The 20869-nt window shown below is 45.4% G+C and carries 17 protein-coding genes; 6 read left to right on the top strand and 11 right to left on the bottom strand.

Annotation, left to right across the window (positions count from 1 at the left end; genetic code table 11):
- Positions 1-93 precede the first annotated feature (93 nt).
- Positions 94-1362, top strand: coding sequence for a kynureninase (gene kynU / locus SEDOR53_RS0111145; protein ID WP_026769796.1), 1269 nt, complete (start codon positions 94-96; stop codon positions 1360-1362).
- On the opposite strand, the gene SEDOR53_RS0111140 is transcribed toward kynU, so the two are convergent.
- Complete coding sequence (locus SEDOR53_RS0111140; protein WP_026769795.1) at positions 1355-3661, bottom strand: family 20 glycosylhydrolase; 2307 nt, start codon at positions 3659-3661, stop codon at positions 1355-1357. The two genes, kynU and SEDOR53_RS0111140, sit on opposite strands and share 8 nt — an antisense overlap.
- Positions 3662-3799: 138 nt before the next feature.
- On the opposite strand from SEDOR53_RS0111140, the gene SEDOR53_RS17790 reads away from it, so the two are divergent.
- Positions 3800-4417: a GDSL-type esterase/lipase family protein gene (locus SEDOR53_RS17790; RefSeq protein ID WP_037361100.1), complete on the top strand. Its 618-nt coding sequence runs from the start codon at positions 3800-3802 to the stop codon at positions 4415-4417.
- A gap of 10 nt (positions 4418-4427) precedes the next feature.
- Here the strand turns inward: SEDOR53_RS17790 and SEDOR53_RS0111130 are convergent, their stop codons facing one another.
- Entirely contained in the window at positions 4428-4817 is a 390-nt protein-coding gene (locus SEDOR53_RS0111130) for a hypothetical protein (protein ID WP_026769794.1), read from the bottom strand.
- Positions 4818-4924: 107 nt separating this feature from the next.
- On the opposite strand from SEDOR53_RS0111130, the gene SEDOR53_RS0111125 reads away from it, so the two are divergent.
- On the top strand, positions 4925-5980 hold the full coding sequence (locus tag SEDOR53_RS0111125) for a ParM/StbA family protein (protein ID WP_037361097.1): 1056 nt from the start codon (positions 4925-4927) through the stop codon (positions 5978-5980).
- Between the two features lie 3 nt (positions 5981-5983).
- Positions 5984-6385: a polymer-forming cytoskeletal protein gene (locus tag SEDOR53_RS0111120; protein ID WP_037361094.1), complete on the top strand. Its 402-nt coding sequence runs from the start codon at positions 5984-5986 to the stop codon at positions 6383-6385.
- Here SEDOR53_RS0111120 and SEDOR53_RS0111115 read toward each other — a convergent pair.
- The 8 genes from SEDOR53_RS0111115 to SEDOR53_RS0111080 all read right to left on the bottom strand — a co-directional run bounded on the left by SEDOR53_RS0111115 (position 6382) and on the right by SEDOR53_RS0111080 (position 18145).
- On the bottom strand, positions 6382-8814 hold the full coding sequence (locus SEDOR53_RS0111115) for a bifunctional YncE family protein/alkaline phosphatase family protein (RefSeq protein ID WP_026769791.1): 2433 nt from the start codon (positions 8812-8814) through the stop codon (positions 6382-6384). The genes SEDOR53_RS0111120 and SEDOR53_RS0111115 overlap by 4 nt on opposite strands.
- Positions 8815-8823: 9 nt before the next feature.
- Positions 8824-9951 (bottom strand): TIGR03364 family FAD-dependent oxidoreductase, encoded by a 1128-nt coding sequence (locus SEDOR53_RS0111110; protein WP_026769790.1) that lies wholly within the window; start codon positions 9949-9951, stop codon positions 8824-8826.
- Positions 9944-11209 (bottom strand): DUF5690 family protein, encoded by a 1266-nt coding sequence (locus SEDOR53_RS0111105; RefSeq protein ID WP_026769789.1) that lies wholly within the window; start codon positions 11207-11209, stop codon positions 9944-9946. Before SEDOR53_RS0111105 ends, SEDOR53_RS0111110 begins: the two co-directional genes overlap by 8 nt.
- Before the next feature lie 3 nt (positions 11210-11212).
- A complete protein-coding gene (locus SEDOR53_RS0111100) occupies positions 11213-11896 on the bottom strand; it encodes an HAD family hydrolase (RefSeq protein WP_026769788.1) in 684 nt (227 codons plus the stop codon).
- A 10-nt stretch (positions 11897-11906) separates the two neighbouring features.
- Positions 11907-12479 (bottom strand): HD domain-containing protein, encoded by a 573-nt coding sequence (locus tag SEDOR53_RS0111095; protein ID WP_026769787.1) that lies wholly within the window; start codon positions 12477-12479, stop codon positions 11907-11909.
- An 85-nt stretch (positions 12480-12564) separates the two neighbouring features.
- Positions 12565-14142, bottom strand: coding sequence for a SusD/RagB family nutrient-binding outer membrane lipoprotein (locus SEDOR53_RS0111090; RefSeq protein WP_026769786.1), 1578 nt, complete (start codon positions 14140-14142; stop codon positions 12565-12567).
- Positions 14143-14159: 17 nt separating this feature from the next.
- Positions 14160-17408 (bottom strand): SusC/RagA family TonB-linked outer membrane protein, encoded by a 3249-nt coding sequence (locus SEDOR53_RS0111085; protein ID WP_026769785.1) that lies wholly within the window; start codon positions 17406-17408, stop codon positions 14160-14162.
- A 155-nt stretch (positions 17409-17563) separates the two neighbouring features.
- The gene (locus SEDOR53_RS0111080) at positions 17564-18145 is read right to left on the bottom strand and encodes a helix-turn-helix domain-containing protein (RefSeq protein ID WP_026769784.1); all 582 of its coding nucleotides are present in this window, start codon (positions 18143-18145) and stop codon (positions 17564-17566) included.
- 85 nt (positions 18146-18230) lie between these two features.
- Here SEDOR53_RS0111080 and SEDOR53_RS19495 point away from each other — a divergent pair, with 85 nt between their 5' ends.
- Positions 18231-18416: a cysteine-rich CWC family protein gene (locus tag SEDOR53_RS19495; RefSeq protein ID WP_084220415.1), complete on the top strand. Its 186-nt coding sequence runs from the start codon at positions 18231-18233 to the stop codon at positions 18414-18416.
- Between the two features lie 196 nt (positions 18417-18612).
- The gene (locus SEDOR53_RS0111065; protein ID WP_026769782.1) at positions 18613-19488 is read left to right on the top strand and encodes a DUF4382 domain-containing protein; all 876 of its coding nucleotides are present in this window, start codon (positions 18613-18615) and stop codon (positions 19486-19488) included.
- A gap of 455 nt (positions 19489-19943) precedes the next feature.
- Here the strand turns inward: SEDOR53_RS0111065 and SEDOR53_RS17785 are convergent, their stop codons facing one another.
- Positions 19944-20783: an HAD-IIA family hydrolase gene (locus tag SEDOR53_RS17785; protein WP_037361087.1), complete on the bottom strand. Its 840-nt coding sequence runs from the start codon at positions 20781-20783 to the stop codon at positions 19944-19946.
- Between the last annotated feature and the right edge of the window lie 86 nt (positions 20784-20869).

Below are 20869 nucleotides of genomic sequence, written 5' to 3'. Positions count from 1 at the left end.
AAATTTTCGAGCGGTAATATTAAGTAAAAAACCAACTCCTTGTATACCCAATCCTGTCAGTAATGGTTTATTTTCGGTGAAACGCACAGTGGTATGCCCGATACTTTCGACCTCACCCCGGAATTCGCCCGCCAGTCTGACCAGCAAGACCCTTTACAAAATTTCAAACAGGCATTTCATTTCCCCCGGCACCAGGACAGGGACGTGATTTATTTCTGCGGTAATTCATTGGGCTTGCAACCCAAAAATGTAGCAGCAGCTATGCAGACCGAACTGGACACCTGGCGGGAAATGGCTGTGGGCGGCTATTTCAGCGGCCCCAACCCCTGGTTGTATTACCAGCATTATGTGCAATCGTCACTGGCAAAACTGATGGGGTGTCATGAAAACGAAGTGACTGTCATGAATACGCTCACTGTCAATCTGCATTTATTGATGCTGAGTTTTTACCGTCCTACTGCAGGAAGGTACAAGATCATCATGGAAGCAGGCGCTTTCCCATCCGATCAATATGCAATAGAAACATTGGTGCGTCATTTCAATCTTGATCTTGCTGATACCATCATTGAAATCAATCCGAGGGAAAATGAAAAAACATTGCGCACCAGTGATATTGTTCAAACCATCCACAACACTGGTGCAGAACTGGCGATGGTACTCTTCGGCGGCATCCATTATTATACCGGTCAGTTACTCGATCTGCCGGCCATTACCGCTGCCACACATGCTGCTGGTGCTGTTGCGGGCTTCGATCTCGCGCATGCAGCAGGCAATGTACCCCTGCAATTACACAAATGGGACGTTGATTTTGCAGTGTGGTGCAGTTACAAATACCTCAATGCCGGTCCGGGTGCGGTAGGTGGCGCTTATATCCATGAAAAACATGCACAAAACATCCACACCCCCCGTTTGGGTGGCTGGTGGGGCAATGATGAAAAGACGCGCTTTAAAATGGAAAAAGGGTTTATACCCAAGCAGGATGCAGGCGGATGGAATATCAGCACGGCACAGGTATTCAATACAGTTGCGCTGAAAGCTTCGCTGGAATTGTTTGACGAAGCGGGAATGGACCGGTTACGTACCAAAAGCATCCGCCTCACTGCTTACCTCGAATACCTCCTGCATCAATTACCCCAACTGGATTTTGAGATACTCACCCCTGCGGATGTCAACAGCCGCGGAGCACAGTTGTCTCTCTTTTTCAGGGAGAAGGGAAAAGAAATTCACCAACGCATGATCGACAACGGCATCACGGTAGATTACCGCGAACCGGGCGTTATACGTGTAGCGCCTGCTCCCTTGTATTGCAGCTTTGAAGATGTGTACCGTTTTTACACGATCTTAAGAGATCATTTTAATTAACGATCAGTTCGTCTGCGAATATCCAGGCCGGTTGTCCTTCGCCGCTGTGTCCTTTCGGGCATACCCCGATACTTTTGGCGGTCGCACGTATATACCTTATTTTCCGCGCAGCAAATCTTGCAACAAAATCGTGTATGACCGTAGTTTTTTCATTCACAGATACCTGGTGAGTGATGATAGGCAAAGCCGTATAGTGAGTGCCGTCTACCGATGTTTCAAACAGTACCGATTGTGGCAGGAATATCCAGTCGCGGTAACGTTGCAAACAACCCAGCGAAAGATATTGAACGTCTCTAGTCATACCTAAATCAACTGTTGCCACCAGGTCCTTGCCATTAAACCCATGCCAGAATTTACCTACGGCTTCTGTTCCCCGCACACCATCGGTGAGTGAATTAGGGCCATCGGCCGTATAATATTTACTGACCGGATGCTCATACACAACATTACTGCCGATGCCTTTGTGCATGACAAAAGACTGTTCGGCCGGCTTAACGCCCATAACGTTGCCATTGAGTACGGTAACGGCTTTAATGGTAACAGAACTGTCTATATCGATCGGCCCCTGGTATTTGTGATCGCCGGTATTGGGTGCAGCGCCGTTCAGCGTGTAATAGATATCTCCTTGGGTTGCTTCTGTAGCGAGGCTCACTTTTAGTTTACCGTCTTTTGAAGCAGGTTTGATATTGACAGTAAAATTGCCTTTGCAATAATGCAATCCTTTTTGATCAAACCCGTTGAAATGATATTGCAAACGCTGGCTGAATCCTTCCCAATCCTTACTGCCTTTAGGGCTCCACAGCACTTCAGCCAACGCCAGCATCCTTGGCAACACCATGTATTCCAGGTGTTCTGTTGTGGGAATGAATTCCGTCCACACATTGCCCTGCGCACCCAATACATATTTTTCTTCATCGCCGTTCAGCTCTTTAGGGATGGGTTCATAGTCGTACACTTTATGCAGTGTATTGAATCCGCCAATAGCCAGTGGCTCTCCTTCGGGGCCGGCCTGGTAATGATCGAAATAACAGGGCGAACCGGGTGTCATGACCACATTGTGTTTCATCTTGGCAGCTTCAATACCACCTGATTCTCCTCTCCAGCTCATTACAGTAGCTTCGGGCGCCAGTCCGCCTTCCAGTATTTCATCCCAACCAATCAACTTTTTATTCAGTTTCAACAGGTACTTTTCAATGCGGCGGATCAGGTAACTCTGCAATTCATTTTCATCTTTCAATCCTTCCTGTTTGATCCGGGCCTGGCATTTGGGGCATTTCTTCCAGTCACTTTTATCTACTTCATCTCCTCCTACATGTATGTATTGAGAAGGAAACAAATCTGCCACTTCTTTCAACACATCCTGCAAAAAAACAAACACGCTGTCGTTACCGGGGCAATAATTGGATTGATTGTCCTTCGGATATTGACCGCCCGTTACCACCATCTGCGGGTGTGGCGAGCAAGCCAACTGCGGATAAGCCGCTATGGCTGCCGCCGAATGCCCCGGCATTTCTATTTCGGGAACGATGGTCACATTCCTTTCCTTGGCATACGCAATGATTTCTTTTACTTGTTCCTGTGTATAATAGCCGCCGTAGTTGGCTGCTTCGCCGGCTTTAGCCGGCTCCCTGTCACTCCAATTCTTTCCGGGTCTTTCTACGCGCCAAGCCCCTACTGTGGTAAGCTTCGGATATTTTTTGATCTCCAGGCGCCAACCCTGGTCATCACATAAATGCCAATGAAACACATTCATCTTGTAACTGGCCATCAGGTCGATATATTCTTTAACAACATCAGCAGAAAAGAAATGACGGCTTACATCCAGGTGCATGCCACGCCATTTGAACCTGGGATAATCTGTTACCTGCATGGCAGGTACCCGCAAAACAGCATTGGTGCGCGTTGCAGGAAGTGTTTGCAGGAGCGATTGTATACCATAAATGATCCCCGCTTTGGCGCCGGAACGGATTGTAATGCCTGAATTGGTTACCTGCAGGAAATAACCTTCATTGCCCAAGCCAAGCGTATCCTTCAATACCAGTTGTATGGTTTTGAAGCCGGTTTTGTTGGAAGGCAATGTATAGCCCGAAATCGTCTTGATGCTTTGCTGCAAGAAATGCGCTGCAGCAGCCAGGTCTTTTTCTGTACTGCGATAATGAATGGAACTATGTTCATCAATGATGAAATGGCCCGGATTCAATTGCAAGGAAACCGGCTTGGGAATGATACTGACTGTTTCCTGTGCAAAAACCAGCATGGGCAGGCCAGCCAGGAGCAGAAATAATTTACTGCGCAACATAAAGACGTTTTTTGAATACTTTTTGATGGCACGAACTTAATCAATCTGCCTGCATCGCAACAAAGAAAATGAGAAAGTCTGTCAACAAAATTCAAATTCAATTTTAAGCGTATCTTTAGTAAACACAATGCTGCTGCTATGACCAAGCATCATTTCTCTTATCTCGCTCTCGGCGATTCTTATACCATCGGCGAATCGGTTCCCCTGCACGAATCATTCCCTTACCTGGCAGTGCAGTTATTGCGCAAGGCCGGCTTGCATTTCAGCGCACCCGAAATAGTAGCCCAGACCGGGTGGACCAGCGGAGAACTGGCAGAGCACCTTTTGCATACAAAACTGCTCGAGCAATATGATTTTGTTAGCCTGCTCATAGGCGTCAACAACCAGTACCGCGGACTTCCTGCTGAAGATTTTGAAAACGACCTGGGCTTTCTGCTGAAAAAAGCGAAACACCTGGCCGGCGGCCATGATGAAAGGGTGATGCTGCTATCTATTCCCGATTGGGGTGTTACGCCTTTTGCATCAAACCGCGACAGGGAGCTGATCTCGACAGAGATTGACCATTTCAATAATGTATGTGTAAAAGCGGCTGCGCAATTCCATGTACATTATATTGACATTACTGCCGGTAGCAGGAAAGCAAAAAGCGACGTCAGTTTATTAGCCTCGGATCAGTTGCATTATTCAGCAAAAGAACACGCTGTTTGGGCAGAGAAAATAGCGAATACCATCAGGCAGGTGATACTCCATCGCTGATCATCACAACTTACTGTTGCTTTACTTCAAGCTTTGGAAAAAGAGCCATCAATTGCGTGGCAATAGCCAGTACTACCAATAGGTATAATCCCACTTTCTTTTCAGGGCACTCACCCAGCAAGCAGGTTGACAAGATAATATAATTGCGGATAGACCAAGCCAGGTTGATGGCGCATACAAATACATTGGTTCGTTTGGCCCACAAACGGGGTATCAGAAACAGGAACGCAGCGATCGCCGACATGACAATATTGAACAGTCCGGGTTTACCGAAATTGGTGCCTACAGCAGATAAACCCGTAATGGTAATCTGCCGGCTGGCAATATAGGTCCAGGGAAAAAAACAAACGACGATCAATAAAACAGCAGCTATCAGTCCTGCCTGTTGCGAATACTTCATGCGCCAAACCTACTCTTTTTTCATTAATAACTTTCTATTAAGTCTATCCGGACTATGGGAAATGCAGGGAAACTTAGTAAATTGCTGGGAACCCAATTATTTTGCCCATGAACGTCGTTACACTGCATTTCCCAAGTGTTTTTGAAACCGCATTCGGTAATATGGAAAATACCGCCAAAGACCTGCTGAACGGTATCAAAGTAAAAAAAGACAATGCCTGGTATATGGTAGGCAATCTTGCCAGGCACAATGGCATTAACCCTTCGCGCGTTACGAATGCCACGCCGGCGGAAGAAGATTTCGACATTCTCTTCCGCGCCGCCCTGGTTAACCTTGCACCCCGGTTACAGCAACCCATAACGGTTACCATCGGCTTCCCGTTCTCTACCTATCATGCATTCAAGCAGATGGCCGAGCAATACCTTTCTAAAAGGCATTTCATGGTGGAGTATGATTCGCAAACTTTCAACGTAAAAGGACAGGTAAAGCGCGAGGTGTTTGATATTGAAAAGTTTGAAGTGATTCCAGAAATCGTGGGTGGTATCATAGGATTGAAGCATATCGTAACCAATCCTGTTCCACAAAATTTCATGGTACTTAGTTTTGGTTTTGGAACACTGGAAGGCATTATGGTTTCAGACGCCAGTCTCATCCATCGAACTGCATTCAGTACGCATGGTTTACGTTATGCCATTCACAACCTTACGCAGGAGTTGAACAAGAAGTATTACCTCGAACTCAAAAATGAGCACCAGTTGGATGATGTCTTTATGAAAGGGTCCATCTTTGCCAACCGTAAGCGGGTTGATATTGCCGAAACACGTAAAGAACTGCTGCTGCAATACTATCAAAAAGTGGTATCTCCTTCCATGCGGACTTATTTCACCGACCGCGACCTGGAGCTCTGCGAAAAAATATACATATTGGGCGGCGGCGCTCATTACGCGGAACTGGTTCAGCTTGTTGAAGATGAATTCAAAGACCTGATGCCCGTTGAAGTAGTGCCACAACCTGAACGGGTTGCCAGTGTTGGTTACCTGTATAATTCACTACGGTTGTCGGATAATTATCCCAACCGTTGTGCAGGCATTGACCTCGGAAATGCATTTTCTGCGTTGTCTTTCTTTTCAGAAAACCTAACCAACCTCGACTTTAAAGCTTAATATGTGCTGAAGCTTCTTTCTTTGATACGTAAAAATGGGATCTGTTGCATTCCCAAAGGCGCCGTGGTGCATGGTGGCATTGATGTATCTGTTCCATTGTATGTGTATGGAACTATCTATGGCGAAGTGGAAGCCGGTGCACTGGTTTACCTGGGAAATACAGGATCCATTATTGGAAATGTGCATGCAGCGCGCCTGGTTGTGTACGGACAGATCCAGGGAGAAATTATTGTCAGTGGAGAAGCGAAGATGATGGACAGTGCTAACATCACCGGCAACATCAGCGCTTCTCCGCTTGTTATTGATAAAGACGCCCGCATCGATGGACAGGTGAATGCGATTCACCAGCAGCAGTCTGCCGTCGATAATGATACCACTCCTGCTCAACCACCGCGTTGGATCTAATCATTATCAACCATCCTGGGATTCGGCTTGAAGAATGAAGCCCTTCTTGGTGCCGGCACAATAGCGTGTTCTCCTTTCACTGCTTTCCAGATCACTTCTGTGAACTCCCTGTCGGGCGCCCGGTCTTCTTTGGTGAAATCGAAAGTCTCGCTTTTCTTCTGCCATGCATTGACCACTTCATTTCTTTCATTGATATCTGTCTGCAAGGGCTTTGCAGCGAAAGGCGTGAGATCAGGCGTTGCCGAGAAACAGCGCCACATGGGCGTTGCAGCAGCATCGTACTGGCTCATGGGCGGAATACCTAAAATCAGTTCAATGGTACGCAGCATCGAAGAAGTAGAATACATGCTATGATCTACAAAATGCCTTTTTACAAATCCACCCATCACATAAGCTGTACTCCTGTGTGCATCCACATGATCGGGGCCATCCTGTGCATCGTCTTCCAGAACAAAAACGGCAGACTCTTTCCACACGGAGCTTTTGCTGAGGTACTCGATGAACATGCCTATGGCCAGGTCGTTATCAGCAACATGGGCAAAAGGCGTAGGCCGTCCTTTGCTCAACCCCTCTGTATGATCATTGATGATGCGAAGCGTGCTTAACTGCGGCAGCGCATGGTTGGCCACCAGCGAATCGAATTCCCTTTTCCACTGACCTACCCGTGTGGTATCACGTACGCGCTGGTCCCAACTGGTATAATACGGACAGAAATGATCTTTCAACACCGGTATATTGGGCTTGTAATCATCTGCAAATTCACCATAGGTACGATAACTCACGCCCGCTCTTTTGCAATGATCCCAGATAAATCCTTTTTTGTTATTGGCAATGGCCCTGTTGCCTTCCGCATCGTAATCACCGCCTCTGCCGCCATAACTGGTTACCCATGTTTTCTCCAGGTAATCGGTAGCATAAGCACCCATGCTCCAGTTATGACCATCGGCACTTACTTCACCATCAACATAAAAATTATCGAGCAATACAAATTCCCTGGCCAGCGCATGCAGGTTGGGCGTTACTTTTTCTCCAAACAAACAAAGACTGGTATCGCCATTACCTTCCGGCATATCGCCCAATACCTGGTCGTAAGTCCTGTTTTCTTTGATGATGTAGAACACATATTTAATAGGCGACGCATCTCCTACTCTTCTGGGTATGGGGTTGCCTTCCGCGCCTTCACTTATCTTTTCTCTTTCTTTTGTATAAGGTGTATTGCGATATACCACCTGTGAGTAAATGCTCAACTGTTTTGCATCGGGAACCGGGATAATGCTGAGGGTTCCTTTGAAGAGTCCGCCGATGTATTGTACTTCTGCAGGCTTATTAGGATCACCTTTTTGAAAACCTAAATGCACTTTCTTGTTCACAGGATTGGGACCATACGGATTGGCCATGGAAGTGAATCCTTTTCCGTTGGCCACCCATATATTCTTGCCAATGGTTCTTACACAGGAAGGATACCAACCCACCGGTATAAAACCTTTTGAATGACTACTACCGGGCGTTGATACATCGAAAACAGACAAACAGTTATTGTCTGCATTGGCGATGTATAGTGTTTTTTCATCCGGACTCAACGCTACTCCATTGGTAGTAGATCCATTGGGTGCATCAGGGTACAAAGCGGCATTCAGCGTTTCCAATATTTTTTGGTTCCTGGTATCGATCACTGATACGCTGTTATCATTGGCGTTGGCTACATAGAGGTACCTGTCGTTTTTGGAAAGACAGATATCGTTCGGGTTACTGCCCACATTGATTTCTGCGATCAATTGACGAGAGCCGGTATGATAAGTCAGTAATTTGCCACAACCCCAGCAGGAAATATACAGCTTGGTTTTATCGTGTGATAACAAACAGGTATAAGCTTCTCCCGGAAGCTTCAACTCTTGTATGGTTTTCTTCGATTGAAGATCGATCACATACAGCGAGTTGTTGTCTTTGGTTACCACATAAAGCAATTGTTTGGCATCATCGATATCGATGCCGGCGGGTGATATTTTATTAGGCCATTTAGCACCCAGGATGATGCTATCCTGTAACACCAGTTTTTGTTGGCGGATGGTATATTTCAGTATCCAGTTATCGTTACCACCGGATGCGTACAGGTATTTTTCATCGGCGCTGAACTTCAAACCTACCCACAATTTGGGTACTATGATATTGTCCAGCACTTTACCTTGCTGCACATCGATCAGCTGCAAGGTCTGGGTGCTTTGCCCGTTATTGGTTATTGCCATTAATTTTCTCGATGCGCTTACAGCAATATTCAACGGCAGATCACCCACAGGCAGGCTTTTACCTGCCGGCGTGAGGCTCCATCCGTTGGGAAGCCCTACCCGACCTGCTTCCAGGGTTTGCAATGATTGCGCTGTAATACCGCTCGAAATACAAAACACAGCCAATAACCATACTATCTTTTTCATATCATCTGTTTATAATGTTGCAATCATTTCTTCTGCGAAACCGAAAGACAAAGTCATTCCTGCACCTCCCAATCCATTCATGATATATACACCTTGCATAGGGTTCAGGAAAACATCGGTTTGCCCGTTCGTCATTTTCGGATATATGCCATTCCAGGTCTGTATCAATTTCCAATCATCGCATACTGCAAATAATTTGAGGTAATGAATGATCATTTCGTTGATATGCACCCTGTCGAACGGATCGAAGGTATGACCATATTCGTGAGAATCGCCTACTGTCAATTCTCCTTTGTCGTTTTGAGAGATCATCACATGTATTCCATTTGCCACGTATTCCGGCATTTCCGTCTCATACCTTTTCCTGAGCAATCCGAGTGACGGAGCTACTTTGAAGCTGTTGTAATGGATCAGTGACAGACCTCCGCACAAAGAAGTACCCATACGCCATTGTGGACTTCCCGGCATGAAACGCATCATCTGCAATTTACATTTGGTAATCGGCAATGCGGAAAACGCTTCAGGAAAAAGGGTTTCAAAATCTGCGCCACTGCATATAAAAACAAGATCAGCTTCTAATATCCGCCCTTCGATATATACTTTCCCCGGGGCAATTGCATTCACCTGCTTTCCCCAAACAAACGCTACATCGAGGTATTCTTCAAGATAAGCAGGGATGGAAGCGATGGCTTCACGCGGATCTACAATGGTCTCGGTGGCGCTGAACAAGCCACCCTGTAATCCGTTCCCGTTCACCCCTTTGAAACGTCGCATAATCGCATCTTTATCCAACAATTCAACCGGTCTGCCTGATGCTTTGAACGCATCATACAATTCCTGCAATACAACCCATTCATCTGCATGGTGCGCCAGGTGCAGGCTTCCGGCATCTTCATACCATAGTCCGATGCTGTCGGCCACTTCTTTCCATATTTCCCTGCTGCGCACTGCCCGGTTGTATAAAGTGCCTTCGGGTTGTCCCACCGGCCACAGCATTCCGAAATTGCGAATGGAAGCGCCTACAGCTTTCTGCGTTCTTTCTACTAATGTTACCTTGTAGCCTTTCAATGAGAGTGCGCGTGCTGTTGCCAGTCCAACGATTCCCGCTCCCACAACAATGGCTGTCTTATTACTCATGCTCGTTCACGATGGTTTGATATTTTTTATTGAAATAAGCCAATGCCAGCAAAGTAAGTGCGATACCCATCACCGACAGTACCACTACCCCGTTGCTGTAAATGGCAGTCCATTTTAGTTTCAGGTTGAAAACTGCCTTTAACATGATCACTCCCACACTTCCCATATAACCGAATGAATCGGCCAGGTACATCAGGAAGCCCACGTTGCCTGCACATTTAAAACTAGCGATCATCCGGTCAAATAAGATGCAGTTGAAAGGAATATAACCTATATATAACCCAAGGCCGGCCAGGGTCATCCACATAAAGGGCGAGAGATGATGGGTAACAAATAACAGGGAGCTGGCTCCTGCCATGAAAAAGCCCAGTATCACAATCAGATGCGTAAGTACAAAAGCACGCCTGTTGTTTTGAATCAGCATCATGCAGCTGATCAATATCAATACCAATATGGTGGTAGGTACCTCTGTAGTGGTAAACACTTCGGGTTGGTTACCAAAGCCCAGCTCCTGCCACATATCGGCTGCGAAATTGTCGCGTATGTCCCGGAAAATGGTAAGAAACACATAAACGATGATGAGCAGCACCAGTCCTGTTTTAAACTGGTTGAAAAACTGTTTTCGCTCTTCCTTATTCATGGGCAAACGCGCTACCCGGCTATTGGTGTCTTCGACCGAAGGCGGCGGTATTTTTTCCAGCAGGAAAACCAATAATATCATGGGCAACATAAACAACAATCCCGTTACAAAAGGTATCCAGTATTCGTTTATATTTCCATAGACCATCAGCCATTTCGCAATGGTTTTAACCAGGCCTGAAGAAAAAATAAAACTTACCGCAAGAGAAGCACCTATGAAGTCTGTGGCTTTTCTTCCTTCCACAAAAGAAAACACAATGCCCCATATCATTCCCAATGGAAATCCATTCAGAAAAAGGCATACAATATTAAAAGGAGCCGGCAGCAGGGCAAATAAAAGCAAGGCCAGCCATGAGATACCAACCAGCAATAATATGGTTTTGCCCCTGCCTATTCTTTTAAGCTCTGCTATAAAGCGAATCCCATAAAACTTACTGGCCATATAACCCAGCACCTGGCAAATGACCAGGGCATCTTTATACTGCAGGCCCAGCACATTTTTTTCATGCTGAAATGTGCCTACTGTAAAAGGCTTTCTGAACGCATATACAGCAGCATAAGTGAGGAAGGTTATAACAGCTGCATAGAGGGCAACCCACTTTTCTCGTTTAGTTTCCAATACCTATTGAATTTTAGCAACCAGTTCCTGCATAGAATCAATGATATAGTCGGGTTCATAAGGCACCAATGCCTCGCGTGTGTAAGCACCGGTAGTAACAGCCACTACGAGCCCGCAGTTTGCATTCCGTCCTTCCTGGATATCCACTTCCGTATCTCCCACTTTCACTACACGTGCCGGATCGGTAACGCCCGTTTGTTGCATCAGGCTTTGAATCATATAAGGATGGGGTCTGCCTTGTGGCACTTCATCGCTGCAAATCACAGCATTTATGTGCGGATGCTTGTCCCAATTCAGTTTCTTCAATATGGCATCTGTGATGATGCGTGTAAATCCGGTATCGAGCGTTATCTTGATACCTTTTGATTGCAGCCATTCAAATGTCTCCATTACATGAGGCAATGGCTGCAGTGTGTCGTCGTTTTCATAGAAACGAACCATGTTCTGAGTAAAAACATCGTGAATAGTAGCTATCAGTTCGGGCTCTGTTACTTTCCTACCAGGTGCAAACTGGTCTAGGATGATCTCCACAGCTTCTATCTTACGATATCCCATCACTTTGTTGATAGCGGGTACTTCCACTTCAATACCTGATGCCGTAAAAGCCCTGCGGAATGCTTCGTTTACGTTTCCTTTGTCCAATACCGTTGTACCGGCGATATCAAAAACTACCAATGCTGTATTCATCTCTTGATCTCTATTGTTTTAATAAGTGTTCTTCCATTATACGTTCATAATGTTGCAGGGAAACCAATGGAACGTTTTCTCTTTTAGCTTCTTCGTCCCACCTGCGAAGGGTTACATACAGGTGAAACAGTTCTTCCTGCTCAAATGCTTCTGCTTCTTCCACTGTCATCATACCCCCCTGCATCACCAGCGTTTCTTTACTGGCCGGTGATAATTTTGCGTAGTATTCGGGATATTTAAAAGTAAGGTATCTTTTGGATGCCACATGCGACCCTACCAGTTTGGCTACTTTTTCGGAAAACCCTTTGCTCCTGATGTATACCTCACCCAATTTCTCATGGTCTACAATGCCGAATCCGTTCATTTCTGAGGCAGACAACAGGTTACCGCAGAGATGCCCTATATCGTGCATGAATGCGGCCAGGATCACTTCATTGTCATAGCCCTCTTCTTCCGCCAGTTGCGCGCATTGGCACATATGCTCCAGTTGCGACACCGGCTCGCCTATGTAATCAGCATCTCCATATTGCTCATAGAGCGCAAGGATTTCTTTTACGATCTGGGTTACCTCCTGTTGCGTCATAACGATGAATGTTTAAAATAAAGGCGATGCCTTTACAGGCATCACCTTTACAATCTGAAAACTATATTCTTATAGAACAAATCATCTATTTGATCAGCCACATGGCTGCATTGATATTGTCGTTGCCATTGTACTGGCTCTGTACAGCCGCAGTATAATTGTCTTTATTGGTAGACAATTCAGAAGCCGGGTACTGGTATCTTATCGGAATCACCCCTCCGTTACCTACGCCTGAACCGGTGGCAAAAACCGGTACACCTGTTCTGCGCCACTGGTAATAAGCTTCCATTCCTGAGTTACGGGCCAATGACAGGTAACGCTGGATCAGGATTTGGTTGAGCCCTGTTGCATTATTACCTGCATAACTTACTGCGGGTTGGGCAAAATAGTCACTGTAATTAAAGGTAATATTATAATCCACATATACGCCAGGTGCTGTTGTTTTTAAGAAGCTAACAGTATTGGCTCCATCGTTCACACCATAAAAAGCGAACATAGCTTTTACACCTTTCTGATACCAACTGTTGGCATCGCCTGTTACCCAGCCACGGTTAATGGCTTCAGCAATATTGAAACACATTTCCGGGAAGCCGATGATAAAAGTGTTCTCACCTTTAAATCCATCGTAATACCGTTTACGGCCGATAGCAGAAATCCTGAACGCCACTACATCACCACCCAGGTTACTGGTAGGTGCACCATTGCTTCCTCCTACAAATGACTGGTAGGATGTATCAGAATAACCCAGACCGCGTGCAGGTTCAGCTACTTTCATCGCTCTCAAATCTTTCAGTCCGGCCAACGTATTCAACCATGTTGCTGCCACACACAACCTCAATGCATCGTTACCATAGTTGTTCTTGTTGTTCGGGTATTGGTTGAAAGCATCGTTATAAACATACTCAAGGTTATCGGTGAGATCGTTCATAATAGGATACTTGGCAGGGTTCGACAATACATCTGCGAACTTCTGCTTTACATTCAGGTCAGCGTCATCCGCTCTCTTGCTCAGTTCGATGAGCACACGGAGTTTAAATGTATTGACTACTTTCTGCCACTGCTTTAAAGCCGTCAGCGGATCCTTGGCGCCGCTGATGCGCTCCTGGAAGTAGAAATCACCCAATAATGAGGTATTAGATGCTGCAATCAGACTTGCCAGTTGTGTATTGGCATCCTCAAGTAATTGCAAAGACTGTTTGAAAACGTCTTTCTGTGTATCATATTTCGGTTTGGGATTATCCAACCCCTTTAATGCATCGCTCATGGGGATGTCGCCTACTTTCAGACTCATCTTCACAAAAAAATAGGCCTTGAAGAATTTAGCCAGGGCGCTGTACGGATTATTATCTCCGGATGCCTTTGCAGCCTCTTTTTCCATGGCTATCACATTACGCAGGGTGCCATAATTTAAGCTTGCACCACCACTCCAATATTCGTTGAGGCCATAATAAGTGTAAGTTGACAAGGTATACTGGCAAAATTTATCAGCATCGCCTGCGGGAAATTCCACCATGTCATTTTCTACCTGCCTTAACAACAGGTAGGCAGGTACAGACACAGGCTGGTTGGGGTTGACTGCATATTCTTCGAACTTCTTGGAACAACTGCTTGCTACCAGTACAATAGCTATAAGGAGCGCTCCGGTTATTGTATTCTTTTTCATGCTTGGTTATTTGTCGTTTAGAAAACAATGTTTACGTTAAATCCGTAGCTACGCGTTGTGGGCGTTTGCAGGTTCGGTTCCCTGCTGTTGCCGGAATAGATGTTTCTGCCAGAGTACTGGTCCACATCCATGTCTTTAAAACGGGAAGGGAAGAAATACAGCAGATTACGGCCAACCAGTGACACATCGATCTTTGTAATGAAGGATTTCTTGCCCAGGAATCGCTGGGGAAGAGAATAGGTCAGCACTAATTCCCTCAATTTAGCGTAGGTTTTGGCTACAGAAGTGTGTTCGAAATCATTGAAATAACTGCTCACATAGTCCTGGATATAATTCACCACGGATTTATTGGGTGCAAATTGCAGGTCTTTATAGTTGGTGATCACGCCTGTAACCGGATCGTACTTGGGTGTACCGCTGATGATCTGTACTCCCTCACCTACATAAGTACCTTTGAATCCCGGATCTGTATAATGGTGGAACTCGTACTCCCTGGCTGCACCTACTGCACCTTGTACGGTTTCGATATTACTTCCGCCTTCAATACCCTTTCTCAATACCCTGTCCTGCACCTTTCCTCCTACTTTACCATCAAACTGGAAAGCAAGGCTGAAGGTTTTATAAGTGAATTTGTTGTAAACAGCCCAACTCCAATCCACATCCCCATTTCCTACATACTGGGCTTTCGGCAAATAAACAGGATAGCCTGATGCATCATTGATCACTTTTCCATCGGGAGTTTTAGCTGTCACACTTGCGTACAGCTTATCCACCCTGTCACCCTGCTTAAATTTGTAGTCCGAAAGGTTGGCAGGCAGTTCTTTATAAGTTTCGCGGAAAGTAGACCAGTTCAACAACACATCCCATGACAGGCCTTTCCTGTTTTGGATGGGAGATCCGGTCAGCGACAGTTCAGCACCTTTGATCTCTGTTTTAATCGCATTGGTAATGATACCGGTTAAGCCGGATGTTTCTGAAAGCGCTGAAGTAACGATGCCTGGACCTTTGATATTGTCGTAATAAGTAGCACTCAAGCCCAGTCTGTTTTTCAGGAATTTGATATCCAGACCGTACTCTGCACTGGTAGAAACGGAAGACTTGATATTGGGGTCTACTTTATTACCCGGTGCATAAGCGCCTGTCTGGTTATTGTACACAGTTCCAATACCATAAGCAGGGTCAGACAATGAATAAGAAGGTCCGCCATATACCGTTGTATAAGGAGTTCCATAACCCAGCGGGTATCCGGCCGGCCCGAGATAAGGGCTGGTACTGGGCGCTTTTGCCGTAGCATAGCTTCCCCTGATTTTCAGGAAGCTGATGGCGCGGGGCAGGTCTATATAATCTGAAATAACAGATGCTACTGAAACCGAAGGATAGAAATAAGTGTTATTGTTCACACGGAGTGTAGAGTTTTTATCTACCCTGCCGGTAGTAGTTACAGAAAGGTATTTTTTATAGTCTACACTAAGAGAGTAATAAGCACTCAATACGAGCATTTTCGAATTAAAATTGTAAGCTTTCAGCGGGTTCAGGGTATTGGCGAAAGAATAAAGCCCCGGAACGTTCAGGTAGTCCGTTTTCACAAAGCTGGAGTTATAGCTGAAATTGCGGGCATTGACACCACCAAGGCCGTCAATGGTAAATCCACCCCTGATCTTACCGGTGTATTTCACCAGGCCTTCTACGTTGTTGTCGAACATTGTGCGCCTGTCTTCAGAATAATCGCCACGGTTCAGTTCCCTGCCGTAGGGGTGTGCCGAATAAGGCAGTTTCTCATTACGCATTACATCGAAAGTGCTCACGTTCGTCCTCAGAATGGCTTCGATATGCGAATTGGGTTTATAGGTTAACGCAGCAGTTCCATACACATCTGTTTTATAATGACCACGCAACCATTCGTAACTCATGAACCAGGGATTGTGGTAACGCTGATATTCAGCAAATATGGATTGAACACCTTCCTTGCCAGGCTGCCAGTAATTACGCAGTTGATTCACATCGTAATCGGCGCCAGTCCAGATGGTCAGGTTATAGATCACGCTGTTAGGGCCGTACACAACATCAGGAAAGTTGGGAGAGAATTGACGATTATAGTTCAGGTTACCCTCAATCTTCAATTTATCACTCAGGTTGTACCCGGTATTGATGTTGAAATTAACCGTATTCAATTTGGTATTGGGTACAATACCCTGCTGGTAAGTATGAGACAGCGACATCCTGATATTGGATCTGTCGTTGGCAGATGAAAAGCTGAGGTTATTGGTGGTTAACAGACCGGCCTGGATGAATTTTTTCAGGTTATCCACACCACGGGCAATATAAGGCGTTCCCTTTCTAACTCCGGTTACCGGGTCGATAGGGCTGTCGTACTGGGGAACCAATTGTCCTTCAAATTTAGGTCCCCATACGTCGTAGTCTCCATCATTGATACCACCACCTTTACCATCTCCAAACGCATACTGCGAATAATCACCTCCGCCATAGAGCGCCTGTGTTTTCGGAACGGCTATAAAACCTTTGTCAAGCTGGGTAGATGAATTGAATTCTATGGTATAGCCTTTATCGTTTTTCTTAGCCTTTTTGGTAGTAATGAGGATAGCGCCATCCTGGGCACGGCTACCATAGATAGCAGTAGCAGCGAGGCCTTTCAGGACAGTATAAGATTCGATGTCATCCGGACTGAGGTTCCAGGTATCGGATGTGATGGGAATACCATCTACTACATATAAAGAGATATTATAACCGCGGAGAGATACGGCTGGTGCAGCCAGCATTTCCCGGCTGATGGCCACATCGAGGCCTGCAACTTTGCCCACAAGGCCATTGACGGGATTAGGCTCCCGGGCTTTTACCAGGTCGGCGCCTTTTACTTCCTGAACAGCGTAACCCAGTTTTTTGGTTTCCTTTTTCACACCCAGGGCGGTTACCACCACTTCGTCCAGTTGTTTTGACGAAGGGTCGATAAGGATATCCAAAAATTGGCTGGTTGCATTCACTTGTTTTTGTGCATATCCAACATAATTGATCAACAACTGGCTATTTGCAGGAGCAACATGCAGTTCAAATTCACCATTTGCATTGGTGGTAGTGCCAATATTGGTATGCTTAACAGTAACACTAACCCCTTCTACGGGGCGCTTGGTAGCGGCATCTGTTACTTTTCCTTTTACGGAAACGGATTGTGCAGACAAATGTGCGCACATCACAAGGGTCGTAAACGACAATAACAAAGCCTTGAAGTAGCGAATCAACTGATGCTTCATAAACAAGGGTTTTGATGTTTTAGAAGGCAAAAGTATCAGCGCAGTGTTATGAAATAGTTTAGTTAAAGTTAACTAAAAGTAAAGTATTTGTAAACAACAAACCCTTTAAAAGGGCTTAATGTTCACAAATACTAAACAAATATGTATTTAAAAAACTATACAGCTTTGTTTTTGAAAAAGTAGATCACCAACAGCAAGGCGTCTTCTTTGCCAACATTGCGGGGGTTATGCATGTCGGTTGCGTCGAAAAAAAGAGAATCGCCTTCTTCCATGAGGTAGGTTTCCTCACCGATGGTATATTCCACTTTGCCCTTGAGCAGGTATTTGAACTCAAAAGCATCTGTGCTTACCATTTGGCGTTCTGCATTGCTTTCCAGCCGCAGCATTACAAAATCCACATGGTAATCGTGCACGGTGGTAGAAAACAGCCGTTGATAAAAGAACCCATGGGCATTCTCTTTTTCGAAAGGCTGGTATTGTTCTTTTTTCCGGTAGATCACTTTATGATCGGTGGTGAGCAGGTTGATATCTTTAAAGAATTCGTTGAAGTCTATTTGCAAAGACCTGATCAGGTTGAGCAATACCGTTAAAGAAGGGATACTGCGGTTGTTTTCTACCTGGCTGAGCATTCCCTTGGAAACGCCTGCAGCATCGGCCAGTTCCTGCAATGTGATGTTCTTATCCTTTCTGAGCTCCCGCAAACGGTTACTGATCTGGTTGATGATATCCTCCTGCATACATGCGTTCATTTAAATATTCTGCAAATTAAATGTAGGGCATATACGGTATTGCTACTACATAATAATATTAATTTAGCATCCCATGCAAAAGACCTGCTCAAAATGCGGAACCACGTTTGGCTGCAAGAATGAAGCGCCGGGCTGCTGGTGCGAATCGGTCCGTGTTGATGCACCCACCCTCGCTTTATTGAGGGAACAATTTGATAATTGTCTTTGTCCCGCTTGCTTGCAATCGTACAGCCATTTGCAGGATTCGCAACAAGAATAAGTTGATAATAATGCATAAGTAGTTAATTATAAGTGAAGTATCTTCTTTAGAAATTATTTTTATCTTTTTGGCCTTCCCACTAGGACCTTCCTCCCACTCCATTGTCTTCTTATAAAACACAGTTGCGCAACAGGCTGGCATACTTGTTGCATTTAGCCTGGCAGATAGCTGGTATCCTTATCAAAAACCCAGATGTATGAAAAAAATTACTTTGAAACGCTTCGGCATGATGATGGCAATGGTATTGCCGGTTCTCTTATTATTTTTTGCAATCGCCTGTAACAAATCGGCGAGCACTCCGCAAAACAAATCCCTGACAGTGCATTTGACAGATGACCCTGCACTTTTCAACGACGTCTTCATTGATGTTAAAACAGTGGAAGTTAAAATCGACCCTGATTTGAATCACGACAGCCATTTCAGCGATGCTGATAAAGACAGTGATGATGACGGGACAGACCATGACCAGTTTGGTAAATGGGATACCCTGCACATCAGACCTGGTGTGTATGATATCATGAAACTCAGGAATGGATTGGACACTGTATTGGCCACTGGTAATATCCCTGTGGGCAGGATCGAGAAGATCCGGATTACCCTGGGTACTAACAATTCAGTGGTGTTAGCCAATAATGTATCACAACCGCTGATCCTGGCTCCCGGTCAGAACAACTATCTCTATGTAAAAATTGACGATGAAGATCTCGATAATGCAGGTGGCCAGGTAGGTCTTTGGATTGACTTTGATCTTTCAGAATCCATCCGTGAGTACAATGGTCAGTTTTACCTGAAACCGGCATTAAAAGCATTCAGCATGGAGCAATCCGGCAGCATTGAAGGCAAAGTATTACCGCTCGATGCACATGCAATGGTAAAAGCTTATTCCGGAACAGATACTGCAACAGCGATTCCAGAAGCAGGTAATGGAGAATTCAAGATTCGTGGATTAAAGACTGGCACTTACAGTGTATCGTTCAAATCAAGTAACGGATACAGGGACACTACGATCACTAATGTACAGGTAATGAAAGGAAATGAAACAGACCTTCCTACTGTTACACTGCACAAGTAAATAAGGCTTAGGATTCCCGTGCCTGCGGGTTTGGTTTTAAATACAGGATAGACAGAGCGGCTGATTCTTCAGCCGCTTTCTTTTTATACAGGCTCAGGCTCATTCTCTTACATCTATCATCAACAGGTACGATGAAACTCAAGCTGTGCCTGGCTCAAACAGATTGGCACGCTTGTTGACTTACACTGGAGGGCTAAACCAATTCATTAACTAAACCCAATACGCATGAAGAAAAAAACAATCCCCGATAAACTCGGTATGATCCTGGCATTGGTATTACCGGCTATAGTGGCCACACTGATACTTTTCGCGATCGTTACTTTTATTTCTTAAAACAAATCCGGCCGATGTAAAAAGTTTACTATTATCCATGAGTTTAGGTACCCGTTTCTTACGGGTTGGTTTTGAATACAGGATAGACAAAGCGGCTGATTCCTCAGCCGCTCTCTTTTTATTTAATGCAGGATCATCGTGTGATCATCGTATGAAAATTGTTCGTGTTGTTTGGACAGTACTTTTGTAAACAATGCTTCATCCAGCAAACTCTTCACAGAGGGTATGATGAAATCGGGTGTGTATCCATAATGATCCAGGTCCTCTTCTTTCGTTACGCCCGATAAAGTAAGTACAGTGGTGAACCCCATGGAGCCGGCGCCCAGGATATCGGTGCCCATGGTATCCCCGATCATGATGGTCTCCGCGGTAGACAATCCCAATATCTTCCTGGCCATACGCATCATCACCGGGCTGGGTTTACCCACACTGAATGCTTGTTTGCCTGTGGCAAATTCCAGCATGGCAACAAACGCACCACAACCTGCCCTGTATTTCTCATTGCCTACCGGGCAATTCGGATCCAGGTTGGTGGCAATCAGTTTGGCCCCACCCATGATCATGTTGATGGCTTTGTCAACCGATTCCAGCATGATCGTTCTTCCTTCACCGATGATCACATAATCGGGATGATCGTCTACAATAGAGTAACCAATATTATGAAGTTCTGTTAGCAGGCCGCCTTCCCCTATCACATAAGCGGTACCCTGTTCTTTTCTCGAAACCAGGTACCGGGCTGTAGCCATTGCACAGGTGAAGATATCTTCATCGCTTACATGAAAGCCCATTTTGCGCAGCTTATAACAGACGTCCCTGGCCGTACGCTGGCTGTTATTGGTCAGGAACAGGAAGGGAAACCCTTGCTCACGCAGGCCATTGATAAATGCTACTGCACCGGGGATAGGCTCGCTGCCTTTGTACACTACCCCATCCATGTCAATAAGAAAACCTTTCTTTTTCATAGTGTGTTGATTTTGTTCGTTTTAGAAAAACAGATACGGATCGCAGGCAAGAAACGCAGGCGGCAGGCTTCGAAAAATATGTGCAA

The organism is Asinibacterium sp. OR53 (assembly GCF_000515315.1).
GTDB lineage: Bacteria > Bacteroidota > Bacteroidia > Chitinophagales > Chitinophagaceae > Sediminibacterium.
The sequence above is the reverse complement of the archived record's forward strand: the minus strand, read 5'-3'. Positions and strand labels throughout refer to the sequence as shown.

Excerpts from the sequence above, each read along its gene's own strand:
- kynU (WP_026769796.1), top strand. The coding sequence starts at position 94 with ATGCCCGATACTTTCGACCTCACCCCGGAATTCGCCCGCCAGTCTGAC.
- SEDOR53_RS0111140 (WP_026769795.1), bottom strand. The coding sequence starts at position 3,661 with ATGTTGCGCAGTAAATTATTTCTGCTCCTGGCTGGCCTGCCCATGCTG.
- SEDOR53_RS17790 (WP_037361100.1), top strand. The coding sequence starts at position 3,800 with ATGACCAAGCATCATTTCTCTTATCTCGCTCTCGGCGATTCTTATACC.
- SEDOR53_RS0111130 (WP_026769794.1), bottom strand. The coding sequence starts at position 4,817 with ATGAAGTATTCGCAACAGGCAGGACTGATAGCTGCTGTTTTATTGATC.
- SEDOR53_RS0111125 (WP_037361097.1), top strand. The coding sequence starts at position 4,925 with ATGAACGTCGTTACACTGCATTTCCCAAGTGTTTTTGAAACCGCATTC.
- SEDOR53_RS0111115 (WP_026769791.1), bottom strand. The coding sequence starts at position 8,814 with ATGAAAAAGATAGTATGGTTATTGGCTGTGTTTTGTATTTCGAGCGGT.
- SEDOR53_RS0111110 (WP_026769790.1), bottom strand. The coding sequence starts at position 9,951 with ATGAGTAATAAGACAGCCATTGTTGTGGGAGCGGGAATCGTTGGACTG.
- SEDOR53_RS0111100 (WP_026769788.1), bottom strand. The coding sequence starts at position 11,896 with ATGAATACAGCATTGGTAGTTTTTGATATCGCCGGTACAACGGTATTG.
- SEDOR53_RS0111095 (WP_026769787.1), bottom strand. The coding sequence starts at position 12,479 with ATGACGCAACAGGAGGTAACCCAGATCGTAAAAGAAATCCTTGCGCTC.
- SEDOR53_RS0111090 (WP_026769786.1), bottom strand. The coding sequence starts at position 14,142 with ATGAAAAAGAATACAATAACCGGAGCGCTCCTTATAGCTATTGTACTG.
- SEDOR53_RS0111085 (WP_026769785.1), bottom strand. The coding sequence starts at position 17,408 with ATGAAGCATCAGTTGATTCGCTACTTCAAGGCTTTGTTATTGTCGTTT.
- SEDOR53_RS0111080 (WP_026769784.1), bottom strand. The coding sequence starts at position 18,145 with ATGCAGGAGGATATCATCAACCAGATCAGTAACCGTTTGCGGGAGCTC.
- SEDOR53_RS19495 (WP_084220415.1), top strand. The coding sequence starts at position 18,231 with ATGCAAAAGACCTGCTCAAAATGCGGAACCACGTTTGGCTGCAAGAAT.
- SEDOR53_RS0111065 (WP_026769782.1), top strand. The coding sequence starts at position 18,613 with ATGAAAAAAATTACTTTGAAACGCTTCGGCATGATGATGGCAATGGTA.
- SEDOR53_RS17785 (WP_037361087.1), bottom strand. The coding sequence starts at position 20,783 with ATGAAAAAGAAAGGTTTTCTTATTGACATGGATGGGGTAGTGTACAAA.